General features: G+C 71.7%; 13 protein-coding genes. 7 read left to right on the top strand and 6 right to left on the bottom strand.

Going from position 1 to position 10500, the window contains the following annotated elements; genetic code table 11:
- The first annotated feature begins 86 nt into the window (after positions 1-86).
- From ACYU7G_RS09130 to ACYU7G_RS09155, 6 genes are read left to right on the top strand one after another with little or no spacing between them, the layout of a single operon-like run.
- Positions 87-1145, top strand: coding sequence for an iron-siderophore ABC transporter substrate-binding protein (locus ACYU7G_RS09130; RefSeq protein WP_461106971.1), 1059 nt, complete (start codon positions 87-89; stop codon positions 1143-1145).
- Positions 1142-2182, top strand: a complete 1041-nt coding sequence (locus tag ACYU7G_RS09135) for a FecCD family ABC transporter permease (RefSeq protein ID WP_461106973.1) — start codon at positions 1142-1144, stop codon at positions 2180-2182. The genes ACYU7G_RS09130 and ACYU7G_RS09135 overlap by 4 nt, the downstream gene beginning before the upstream one ends.
- Positions 2179-3231 (top strand): FecCD family ABC transporter permease, encoded by a 1053-nt coding sequence (locus ACYU7G_RS09140; RefSeq protein WP_461106975.1) that lies wholly within the window; start codon positions 2179-2181, stop codon positions 3229-3231. The genes ACYU7G_RS09135 and ACYU7G_RS09140 overlap by 4 nt, the downstream gene beginning before the upstream one ends.
- Positions 3228-4052, top strand: coding sequence for an ABC transporter ATP-binding protein (locus ACYU7G_RS09145; protein WP_461106977.1), 825 nt, complete (start codon positions 3228-3230; stop codon positions 4050-4052). Before ACYU7G_RS09140 ends, ACYU7G_RS09145 begins: the two co-directional genes overlap by 4 nt.
- A complete protein-coding gene (locus tag ACYU7G_RS09150) occupies positions 4049-4942 on the top strand; it encodes a siderophore-interacting protein (protein WP_461106979.1) in 894 nt (297 codons plus the stop codon). Before ACYU7G_RS09145 ends, ACYU7G_RS09150 begins: the two co-directional genes overlap by 4 nt.
- Before the next feature lie 12 nt (positions 4943-4954).
- Complete coding sequence (locus tag ACYU7G_RS09155) at positions 4955-5956, top strand: LLM class flavin-dependent oxidoreductase (protein ID WP_461106981.1); 1002 nt, start codon at positions 4955-4957, stop codon at positions 5954-5956.
- On the opposite strand, the gene ACYU7G_RS09160 is transcribed toward ACYU7G_RS09155, so the two are convergent.
- From ACYU7G_RS09160 to ACYU7G_RS09170, 3 genes are read right to left on the bottom strand one after another with little or no spacing between them, the layout of a single operon-like run.
- Positions 5925-7415: a PH domain-containing protein gene (locus ACYU7G_RS09160; RefSeq protein ID WP_461106983.1), complete on the bottom strand. Its 1491-nt coding sequence runs from the start codon at positions 7413-7415 to the stop codon at positions 5925-5927. The two genes, ACYU7G_RS09155 and ACYU7G_RS09160, sit on opposite strands and share 32 nt — an antisense overlap.
- The gene (locus tag ACYU7G_RS09165; RefSeq protein ID WP_461106985.1) at positions 7412-7903 is read right to left on the bottom strand and encodes a PH domain-containing protein; all 492 of its coding nucleotides are present in this window, start codon (positions 7901-7903) and stop codon (positions 7412-7414) included. Before ACYU7G_RS09165 ends, ACYU7G_RS09160 begins: the two co-directional genes overlap by 4 nt.
- A gap of 13 nt (positions 7904-7916) precedes the next feature.
- Positions 7917-8429, bottom strand: coding sequence for a nucleoside deaminase (locus ACYU7G_RS09170; RefSeq protein WP_461106987.1), 513 nt, complete (start codon positions 8427-8429; stop codon positions 7917-7919).
- 48 nt (positions 8430-8477) lie between these two features.
- On the opposite strand from ACYU7G_RS09170, the gene ACYU7G_RS09175 reads away from it, so the two are divergent.
- On the top strand, positions 8478-8978 hold the full coding sequence (locus tag ACYU7G_RS09175; protein ID WP_461106989.1) for a DNA glycosylase AlkZ-like family protein: 501 nt from the start codon (positions 8478-8480) through the stop codon (positions 8976-8978).
- On the opposite strand, the gene ACYU7G_RS09180 is transcribed toward ACYU7G_RS09175, so the two are convergent.
- From ACYU7G_RS09180 to ACYU7G_RS09190, 3 genes are all read right to left on the bottom strand, one after another.
- On the bottom strand, positions 8958-9485 hold the full coding sequence (locus ACYU7G_RS09180; protein ID WP_461106991.1) for a DinB family protein: 528 nt from the start codon (positions 9483-9485) through the stop codon (positions 8958-8960). The two genes, ACYU7G_RS09175 and ACYU7G_RS09180, sit on opposite strands and share 21 nt — an antisense overlap.
- Before the next feature lie 37 nt (positions 9486-9522).
- Positions 9523-9714: a hypothetical protein gene (locus ACYU7G_RS09185; RefSeq protein WP_461106993.1), complete on the bottom strand. Its 192-nt coding sequence runs from the start codon at positions 9712-9714 to the stop codon at positions 9523-9525.
- Positions 9715-9915: 201 nt separating this feature from the next.
- Complete coding sequence (locus tag ACYU7G_RS09190) at positions 9916-10482, bottom strand: winged helix-turn-helix domain-containing protein (RefSeq protein ID WP_461106995.1); 567 nt, start codon at positions 10480-10482, stop codon at positions 9916-9918.
- Positions 10483-10500: the final 18 nt, after the last annotated feature.

The following is a 10500-nucleotide window of genomic DNA, read 5'->3' on the forward strand; positions in this document are numbered from 1 at the left end:
TGCACGAGATTGCGGCACCCAGCCGGAGTGATTTAGGCTAGGCAAGCCTTACCAATCTGGTCACTGATCCGAAAGCATGGTTGCACGTGTCACTCAAGAGAACTCCCGCCGCCCTGGCCCTCGCACTGGCCTCGGCCCTGGCCCTGTCCGCATGCGGTGGCGAGGCCCCTGCGGACGAGACCGAGAACACCTCCGCCCCCGTCGCGGAGGAGACCGCCACCGCAGACGGTGAGTACCCCATCACCATCGAGCACGCCCTGGGCACCACCGTCCTGGAGGCCAAGCCTGAGCGCGTCGCTACCGTCGCGTGGGCCAACCACGAGGTTCCGCTGGCGCTCGGCGTCGTGCCCGTGGGCATGGCCGCCGCCAACTTCGGCGACGACGATGGCAACGGGACGCTGCCGTGGGTGGAGGAGGCGCTCGAGGAGCTCGGCGCCGAGACCCCGGTGCTGTTCGACGAGACCGACGGCATCGATTTCGAGGCCGTGGACGCCACCGACCCCGACGTCATCCTCGCCGGCTACTCCGGCCTCACCCAGGAGGACTACGACACCCTGTCCCAGATCGCGCCCGTCATCGCCTACCCGAACGGCCCGTGGGAGACCGGCTGGCGGGACCTGATCCTGTTCAACAGCGCCGGCATGGGCATGGCCGCCGAGGGCGAGCAGCTCGTCGTGGACCTGGAGCAGGAGATCGCGGACAAGGTGGCCGAGTACCCGCAGCTCGAGGGCCGCGCGACGATGTTCCTCACCCACGTCGACCCCTCCGACCTCAGCCAGGTCAGCTTCTACACCAGCCACGACACCCGAGCCGCGTTCTTCGAGGACCTCGGCCTGACCACCCCCAACAGCGTCGCCGAGGCCTCGGCCGACGAGGAGGCGTTCTCCGGCACGGTCAGCGCCGAGCAGGTGGACACCTTCGCCGACGTGGAGATCATCGTGACCTACGGCGACGAGGAACTGGTGGCCACCCTCGAGGGCGACCCGCTGCTGTCCCAGATGCCCGCCGTCGCCAACGGCGCCATCGTCGCCCTGCCCGGCTCCGACCCGCTCGGCACCGCCGCCAACCCGACACCCCTGGCCATCTCCTGGGTGCTCGACGACTACCTGCAGCTGCTCGCCGCTGCGGCAGACAAGGTCGCATGACCGCTGTCCTCACGCTCGGTTCGGGTGTCGCCGTGGTGCGACGCCCGAACCAGCTGCGTCTCCTCTGGTTGCTCGCGGTGCTGGGCTGCCTGGTGGTGCTGATGGCATTCTCCCTGGCGATCGGCTCCCGCGAGATCTCCCCCGCGGACCTGCTGGCCGGGCTGCAGGGCCACACCGACAACATCTCGCAGGCGGCAGTCGCCAAGCGGATGCCGCGCACCCTGCTGGCCGTCACCGTCGGCGCCGCGTTGGGGCTGTCCGGCGCGGTGATGCAGGGCGTCACGCGCAACCCCCTCGCGGACCCCAGCATCCTGGGCGTGAACATGGGAGCGTCGCTGGCCGTCGTGACGGGCATGGCCTGGTTCGGGCTCGCGAGCGCCACCGGCTACATCTGGGCCGCGATGAGTGGAGCAGCCGTCACCGCCGTGCTGGTCTACGCCATCGGCTCGCTGGGCCGCGGCGGCGCCACCCCGCTGAAGCTCGCCCTCGCCGGCGCCGCCACCTCCGCCGCGCTCGCGTCGTTCGTCACCGCTGTGTCCCTGCCCCGCGGCGACATCGCCGCCAACATCCGCTCCTGGCAGATCGGGGGAGTGGGCGGCGCCACCTTCGACACCATCGTCACCGTCGCGCCCTTCCTGGCCGTGGGGGCCGCGGTCTGCCTGCTGAGCGCCCGCAGCCTCAACGCCCTCGCCCTCGGTGACGACCTCGCCGCCGGCCTGGGCGAGCACGTCGCCGTCGTCCGCGGCATCTCCGCACTCGGGGCCGTGATGCTGTGCGGCGCCGCCACCGCCGTCGCCGGCCCCATCGGGTTCGTCGGCCTCGTCGTGCCCCACCTCTGCCGCCTGCTGGTCGGGGTGGACCAGCGCTGGCTGCTGCCGTTCTCCGCCCTCACCGGGGCCGGCCTGCTGGTGGCCTCCGACGTCCTCGGCCGCATCGTCGCCCGCCCCAGCGAACTCGACGTCGGCATCATCACCGCCCTCGTCGGCGCCCCCGTGTTCATCGCCGTCGTGCGCCGCCAGAAGGTGCGTGCCCTGTGACCGCCACCGCCCTCACCCCAAGCCACGCCACCGCTGACCTCGTCGCCGCCTCCCGGCGCTCCCGCTCCCGCCGCCGCCGGCTGGTGATCGCGGTGCTCGCCGCCGTCGTGGTGGTGATGTTCGGCGTGAGCCTCACCGTCGGGCAGAGCATCTACTCCCCAGCCGAGGTGCTGCGCGTCATCCTCGGCCACGAGAGCGAGGCCTCGTTCGCCGTCGGCACCCTGCGCCTGCCGCGGGCCCTGCTGGCCATCGTGGTGGGCCTCAGCTTCGGCCTGTCGGGCGTCACGTTCCAGACCATGCTGCGCAACCCCCTGGCCAGCCCGGACATCATCGGCATCTCGAGCGGGGCCAGCGCCGCCGCGGCCATCGCCATCGTGGTGCTGGACCTCAGCGGCGCGGCCGTGTCCGCCTTCGCCATCGTCAGCGGACTGGCCGTCGCCATCGCCGTCTACCTGCTCGCCTACCGCGGCGGGGGAGCGGGCACCAGGCTCATCCTCGTCGGCATCGGGATCGCAGCCATGCTGGACAGCGTCATCAACTACGTCCTCAGCCGCGCCGGCCAGTGGGACCTGCAGGAGGCGCTGCGCTGGCTCACCGGCAGCCTGAACGGTGCCCACTGGGGCCAGGTGGTGCCCGCGCTGGGCGCGCTGGTGGTGCTCGGCCCGCTGGTGTTGGCGCTGGCCAGCCGGCTCGGGGCCCTGCAACTCGGCGACGACGCGGCCGCGGCCCTGGGCGTGCGCGTCGAGCAGACGCGCATCCTGTTGATCGTCGCCGCCGTCGGGCTGATCGCGTTCGGCACCGCCGCCGCCGGCCCCATCGCGTTCGTCGCGTTCCTGTGCGGGCCCATCGCCGCCCGCATCGTCGGGCCCAACGGCTCGCTGCTGCTGCCGTCGGCGCTGGTGGGTGCCGTGCTCGTGCTCGTCGCGGACTTCGTCGGCCAGTACGCCCTGGGCACCCGGTTCCCCGTCGGGGTCGTCACCGGCGTGCTCGGCGCCCCCTACCTCGTATACCTGATCGTCCGCACCAACCGGGCCGGAGGCTCACTGTGACTGACCAACACCTGCTCGAGGCAGAGCACCTCAGCGTCGGCTACGCCGACCGCACCGTCATCGAGGACCTGGACCTGCAGGTCCCACCCGGCCGGATCACCGCCATCGTCGGCCCCAACGCCTGCGGCAAGTCCACCCTGCTGCGCTCCATGTCCCGGCTGTTGGCGCCCCGCGGGGGAAGGGTCCTCCTCGACGGCAGGCAGGTGCACCAGATGCCCGCCAAGGCCCTCGCGCGCACCCTGGGGCTGCTGCCGCAGTCGCCGATCGCGCCCGAGGGGATCACCGTCCTGGACCTCGTCGGCCGCGGCCGGCAGCCGCACCAGGGGCTGTTCGCGCGCTGGAACCGCAGCGACGACGTCGCCGTGGCCGAGGCGCTGGAGGCCACCGCCACCGTCGAGCTCGCGGAGCGCGCCGTCGACGAGCTCTCCGGCGGCCAGCGGCAGCGCGTCTGGATCGCCATGGCCCTGGCCCAGCAGACGGACCTCCTGCTGCTCGACGAGCCCACCACCTTCCTCGACGTCGCACACCAGGTGGAGGTGCTGGACCTCCTCACCGACCTCAACCACCGCCGCGGCACCACCATCGTGATGGTGCTGCACGACCTGAACCTGGCCGCCCGCTACAGCGACCACCTGATCGCCCTGCGCGACGGCGCCGTCGCCGCCGCCGGGGACCCCTCCGAGGTCCTCACCTGCGACGTCGTCCGCGACGTGTTCGGGATCGCCAGCGAGGTGGTGACCGACCCGGTCTCCGGCCGGCCGCTGATGGTGCCGATGGGCCGCCACCACGTTTCCAACCACCACCAAGGAGTTCCTGCATGAGCCGCCAACCCAACGGGGCCTTCCGTGCCACCGTCGCCCGCATCGAGAAGCTCTCGGAGAACTTCACCCGCATCACCTTCGCGGGCGACGAGCTGCGGCACTTCGGGTCCGCGGGCTTCGACCAGCGCATCAAACTGCTGTTCCCCCTGGCCGACGGCAGCTGGACCGACTTCGGACTCTTCTCCGGCGAGGGCGTCGCGCATTGGTACTCGGCGTGGCGGCAACTCCCCGACGAGCAGCGCAACGCCATGCGCACCTACACGGTCCGCGCCGCACGCCCCGACGCCGGCGAGATCGACGTGGACTTCGTGCTGCACGGCACCGACGGCCCCGCGTCGGCCTGGGCCTCCGGGGTCTGCGAGGGCGACGAGATCATCATCATCGGACCCGACGCCCGGGCCGAAGGTGCGGCCGGCGGCATGGAGTGGCACCCGGGAACCGCGAACCGGGTCCTGATCGCCGGCGACGAGACCGCCGTCCCCGCCATCTGCGCCATCGTCGAGTCCCTCGGCGAGGGGGTCAGCGGCGAGGTGTTCCTGGAGGTGCCGGCCACCGCCGACGTGCTGCCGCTGGAGACCGAGGCGGACCTCCACATCGAGTGGCTCGCCCGCGACGGCGCCGCGCACGGCACGCTGCTGACGCCCGCGGTGGAGCAGTGGGGCAGGGAACGCATCGCCCGGCGCGAGGCCGCCGACGTCGAGGTGGAGATGGACCCCGACGCACTGCTGTGGGACTCACCCGGCGAGGCCAATCGTGACGCCTACGCCTGGCTGGCCGGCGAGGCGGGCGTGATCACCGGGCTGCGCCGCCACCTGGTGCGCGACCTCGGACTGGACCGTTCGTCCGTGGCGTTCATGGGCTACTGGCGCGCAGGACGCGCGGAGAACTGACAAGCTGGACCGATGAAGAAGATCGGGTTCCTGTCCTTCGGGCACTACCGCGCCCCCGTCTCCACCGCCGGCGGGACGCTGCGGCAGCACGTGGAGATGGCGCGGGCCGCGGACGAGCTCGGCTTCGACGGCGCCTGGTTGCGCGTCCACCACTTCGAGCAGACGCTGACCAGCCCGTTCCCGCTGCTGGCAGCGATGGCGGCGGTGACCACCAACCTCGACGTCGGCACCGGCGTGGTGGACCTGCGCTACGAGAATCCCCTGTACATGGCGGAGGAGGCTGCCGCCACGGACCTGATCAGCGACGGCCGGCTGCAGTTGGGCGTGAGCCGCGGCTCGCCGGAGCACGCGGCCGACGGGCAGGAACAGTTCGGCTATCGCCTCGCCGAGGGGGAGTCCTGGACCGAGCACGCCCGGAACAAGCTGGACGTCTTCCGGCGCGCCATCGCCGGTGAGCCAATCGCGCGCTCACACGTGGCGATGCGCAGCGGCGACGGCCCGGACCTGCCGGTGCGGCCGCTCAGCGAGGGCCTGACCGACCGGATCTGGTGGGGCGCCGGCACCCACTCCACCGGCGTCTGGGCGGGGGAGCAGGGCCTCAACCTGCTCAGCTCCACGCTGCTGCTGGACGAGGATGGGCGCCCGTTCCACGTGCAGCAGGCAGACCAGGTGCGCGCCCACCGCGAGGCGTTCGCCGCGGCCGGCCACACCGGTGGTGGGCTGGCGGCCGTCACCCGGCCCGCGTTCCCCATCACCTCGGACGCGGACCAGCGCTACTTCGGCCTGCACGGCGGCACCGGCGACGCCGTCGGTGTCCTGGACAACTCCCGCGCCCGCTCCGGTCCGGAGATGGCCGGCTCCATCGAGGAGGTCGTGGAGATGCTGCGCGCCGACGACGCCGTCGCCGAGGCCGACTACGTCCTGTTCGCCTGTCCCAGCCAGCTCGGGCTGGACTACGTCACCCACTGGATGGGCAACCTGGTCACCGTGGCGCGGGAGCTGGGCTGGAAGTAGCCAGGAACGGTGTGAGCAGGCCGGGCGTCGCGGCGTCGGCCAGCGCGATCCCGTCCGCCGAGCCGACGTCCACCACGCCGACGGCTCCAGAGCCCGCGCCGGTGGTGGCCTCGAGCGTGACCAGCCCGCGGCGTCGCTGGAAGAAGGACTGCCGCACGTTCCACCCGATGATCGCGTCGCGCTCCAGGGCGTCGGTGGCGCGCAGCAGGCTGCCGGAACGGGCGACGAGGTGCTCGTCGTCGAGCCGGTGCCCAAGGCTGCGCCAGCCGTCCCACGCCAGCCACAGGCCGGCGGCGCCGAGCAGGACCACGCCCACCGCCACGGCCCACCACCAGCGGGGCAGCAGCAGGACCACCAGCGGGACGGTGGCCAGCAGCCAGACCAGCAGCACCCACAGCACCCGAAGCCGACGGCGCAGGAACGCCTGCCTCGGATGCGGGACCAACCGTTCGGGATCGGTTGCGGCGACGGGGGCTTCGAGCACCTTCGCGGCGACGCCGTCGACGACGTCGCGGGGCGCGTAGGGCAGCAGCACGTTGGACTGGCCCAGGTCCTCCTTGCCGCCGTCGGAGCGCTGGTTCTTCAGGCCGATGGCCAGCGCCTCCAGTTGCGCGGCCCCGGCCAGCCGGACGCCGAGCGGCTCGGAGACCCGGACGCCGCGCAACCGCTCCTCCGGCAGGGAGACGGTGCGGCTGGTGAGCAGCCCGCGCCGCACCTGCAGCACCCCGGAATCGCGTTCCAGCCGGTGGTTCCACCACAGCTCGGCGTGGATCAGCAGGGAGCCGACCACCCCCACCACGAGCGGCACCCCGACGAGGACGGCAATGATCACGCCCCAGCCGGTGCGGGCGGCCGTGCCAGTGGCCCAGTCCCAGGCCAGTTCGCCGAAACCCTCGGCGAACTGGCCGGCGATGCCGTAGACGCCGGCTGCGATGACCAGCGGCACCCACGACAGCGGGGCGTAGACCAGCCACCCGGGGGAGAACCGTCCCAGCAGCTTCGCGTCGGCGCCGCCGCGGGGCAGCAGCTCGGCCTGGAGCCGCTTGGCCTCTTCCCGGTCCACGGGGCTCAGCACGGCCGAGCCGTCGTCACCGGTCTGCTCGGCGGTGCCGATGTGGATGGCGGCCAGCCCGAAGATGCGCTGGATGGGGCCGGCGGACAGGTCGATGGCGCGGATCCGGTTGCGGGCGAAGGTGCGGGTGGTGCGCTTGAACACGCCGCTGCGCAGCACGAAGTGTTCCGGGCCCACCGTCCAGGACGTGTGGCGCCAGGTCAGCCAACTGCCCAGGGCGGCGATGCCGACCAGCACCACCACCAGCCCGAGGACACCCAGCACGGCCCAGGGCGTCCAGACGATGGCCAGCACCAGCGCCGTGGGGATCGCCACCAGCAGCGACCAGGCAGCGGTCTGCACCACCGCCAGGAGAATGGTCAGTGGGCTGAGCCGGTGCTCGGTCATACGGCGTCCTCGGCCGTCGCCTCGGTCAATTCGCTGAGCCGCGCGGCCAACTCGTCAGCCGTGGCCACCGCCAGCCCGGAGATCTTCACGGGGCCCCGCGACGACGCCGTGGTGACCACCACCGTCGCCAGTCCGAAGCGCTGCTCCAACGGGCCGCGGGTCTGGTCCACCGTCTGCACCCGGGACAGGGGCGCGATCCGCGACTCCACCCAGAACCAGCCCTTGCGGGCGTGCACGGCGGTGGCACCCATCTCCCACAGGTGGTTGCGGTAGCGGTAGCGGGGCAGGACCAGCATCACCGGCAGGCCGACGGCGGCGACGGCGATCGCCGGACCCAGGAACCACCACCGGCCGGCGGGGACCAGGAGGGCCAGCACGACGAGGGCCGCCAGCGTCGGCACCACCCACAGCGCCTGCTGCAGGGTCCACCACCACACGGCCCTCGGATCTGCTCGGTTCGCAGGGGCACGCAGGACCGGGCTGGACATCAGGACTCCTCGATCAGTAGTGGGTGCGGTCGTGCTTGGCGAGCCAGTCGTCGAAGACGCCGGTGCCGCCGTCCACCTCGATGCGGTGGAACGGGATCGAGCGCTGCGCATGGGGCAGGCCGATCTCCTCGTAGATGAAGGCGTCGCTGAAGCCCGCGCGCTCGGCGTCGTGCTTGGTGGTGGCGAAGTAGACCGCGGCCGGGCGCGCCCAGTAGATGGCGCCCAGGCACATCGGGCAAGGCTCGCAGGAGGCGTACACGATGGCGCGGTGCAGCTGGAAGTCGGCGAGTTTCGCGCAGGCGGCGCGGATGGCCACCATCTCGGCGTGCGCCGTCGGGTCCTTGGTGCTCGTGACCTGGTTCCAGCCCTCGGCGATCACCTCGCCGTCGAGCACGACGACTGCCCCGAACGGGCCGCCGGCGTCGTCGTCCAGGCCGCGGGCGGCGAGCGCGACGGCGTGGCGCAGGTGGCCGACGTGCTCGGCGTCCTCGGCCGTCACGGCGGGGTCAGGAGGTAGATGGCTCACGAGACCTACGGTAGGACATCGAGCAATGCCGTGTGTGAGGCTTGGCGCATGGCACCCCACCACGAGGTCGTGGACCTGCGAACCCTGAACCGCACGATGCTGCACCGGCAGTGGCTGGACCGTCGGCGCAGGGTGGCGGTGGTGGAGGCCGTGCGGCACCTGGTCGGGTTGAACGCGCAGGCCTCCGGGCTGCCGGTGCCTGCCCTGGCGGCGCGGCTGGCGCCCTTCCGCGAGGCAGAGCTGTGGGAGGCGTTTGCCAAGGGCGAACTGGTGCGTTCCGTGGTGATGCGCGGCACCCAGCACGTCGTGACGGCCGAGGACTTCGCACTACTCCGCTCGGTGCTGGCGACGCACCTGGAACGCCTCGGGTACAACGTCTTCAAGAACCGGCTCGCGGGTGCCGCTCCCGCCGAGATCGCGGAGCGGACCCGGCGGCGGTTGCCCGACGTGGTCGAGGTCACATCCCTGCGACGCCTGACCACCCAGGAACTGGCGGCCGTCTCCACGGAGGCGCAGGAGGCGCTGGGCTCAGCCCTTCGCGTCGCGTAGGTGGTGCGTCAGTTCGTGGGAGAAGTACAGCGCCAAGGAGGCGATGGTGAACGGGGCGCCGTCGCCGCGCCGGCCCGGGCGCTGCCACTGCTCCGGTGACAGGGCCTCGAGCACTGCCGAGGTCTTCTCGGCAGCCTCGGCGAACTCGTCGGCGACGGTGCCGGGGGACTCGTTCCAGTACTGCTTGGAGAGGGCCGTCTCGTCCCCGTCGAAGTTGGCGAAGACCGGGTTGTCGGCGGTCAGCATGGCGGTGGTGCGGACCTCCCAGACCGTGATCACGTCGCGGACGTGGGAGGCGTACTCCAGCGGTGACCAGGTGGTCTCGGCCGGCCGCTGCGTCGCGTCCTCGCCGGCCAGCACCGAGCGCCAGGCCGGGATTGCGTCGCGGAGGCGGGCGATGCTCTCCTCCGGCGGGTGCGGCGCCCAGCCGCACTCGTCGCAGCCCTGATCGAGCACGACGAGCCAGTCGCGGTTGTCCGGGGGAGGGGTGGTGGGTGCGGAAGTCATGCACCCAACACTAGGACGGGGACGCGGTCCGGTGCGGTCAGTGGCCCAGCTTCAGCCAGCCGAGAACATTGTGACGGCCCTGCGGACGGGCCTGGTGGACGCGCTCGTTGTAGGCGAGCTCAGCCATCTCCCTCGCGGCGTTGAGCGCCACGAGGTCCTGCTGGATGTAGAGGTACTCGTAGGGGCCCATGGCCTTCTCCTCCTGCTCGTGGCCAGCAAGTGCTGACAAGAAGAGAGTAGATCCTAAAGAAATCTTTAGCAAGAGGTGTTGAGAAAGTTCTCTTGATGTTCCCTCGTGGTGTGGTTTGCGGCCTGTGGAAAACTCGATTCTGGAAAGTTGGCCCGTCTATGGTCCAGGAATCCAGACTTGATTCGTTTCATGCCCCGGGGGAGCGCGAAACCACTCAACCGCCGGTGGGGGTGGGGAGCGTCAGGAGTCGGTCAGCGGGTCCGTGTAGAGCAGCGACAGCGAGTGGACGAAGCGCGCACCCTCGGGGCGCTCGGAGGGGCTGCGGCCGAGGTGGCGGCTCAGGGCCTCGTCCACCGCGTCGGCGATCGCGGCCATCTCCTCGGCGGTTGCCCAGAAACCGATGTTGGACACGTGGGAGGCGTCCAGCCACTCGGCAGACTCGCGGTCCGAGAACTGGGCGGCCCGTCGGAACTGCTCCACCCGGTGGGTGGCGCTCAGCACGGCCAGTTCGGAGGAGGCGCGCACGGTCTCCGGGAACTCCGGGTCGGCCTCGGTGCGGAAGCCGCGCTCCACCCGCTTCCAGGGCTTCTCCCGGCCGCGCGGGTCGGCGCGTTCGATGTAGCCGTACTTCTCGAGCATCCGGAGGTGGAACGAGCAGCTCGCCACGGACTCGCCGGTGCGCTCGGCGCACTCGGTGGCCGTCAGCTCGCCGTGCTCGCCGAGCAGGTCCAGCAGCTGCAGTCGCAGCGGGTGCGCCAGTGCGCGGATCCGCTCGGGCTCGTGGATGACGGTCTTGGCCTCGCTCATCGCCTCATCCTAAGGCAA

Source organism: Tessaracoccus terricola, assembly GCF_054776555.1.

Excerpts from the sequence above, each read along its gene's own strand:
- ACYU7G_RS09135 (WP_461106973.1), top strand. The coding sequence starts at position 1,142 with ATGACCGCTGTCCTCACGCTCGGTTCGGGTGTCGCCGTGGTGCGACGC.
- ACYU7G_RS09150 (WP_461106979.1), top strand. The coding sequence starts at position 4,049 with ATGAGCCGCCAACCCAACGGGGCCTTCCGTGCCACCGTCGCCCGCATC.
- ACYU7G_RS09155 (WP_461106981.1), top strand. The coding sequence starts at position 4,955 with ATGAAGAAGATCGGGTTCCTGTCCTTCGGGCACTACCGCGCCCCCGTC.
- ACYU7G_RS09160 (WP_461106983.1), bottom strand. The coding sequence starts at position 7,415 with ATGACCGAGCACCGGCTCAGCCCACTGACCATTCTCCTGGCGGTGGTG.
- ACYU7G_RS09165 (WP_461106985.1), bottom strand. The coding sequence starts at position 7,903 with ATGTCCAGCCCGGTCCTGCGTGCCCCTGCGAACCGAGCAGATCCGAGG.
- ACYU7G_RS09175 (WP_461106989.1), top strand. The coding sequence starts at position 8,478 with ATGGCACCCCACCACGAGGTCGTGGACCTGCGAACCCTGAACCGCACG.
- ACYU7G_RS09180 (WP_461106991.1), bottom strand. The coding sequence starts at position 9,485 with ATGACTTCCGCACCCACCACCCCTCCCCCGGACAACCGCGACTGGCTC.
- ACYU7G_RS09190 (WP_461106995.1), bottom strand. The coding sequence starts at position 10,482 with ATGAGCGAGGCCAAGACCGTCATCCACGAGCCCGAGCGGATCCGCGCA.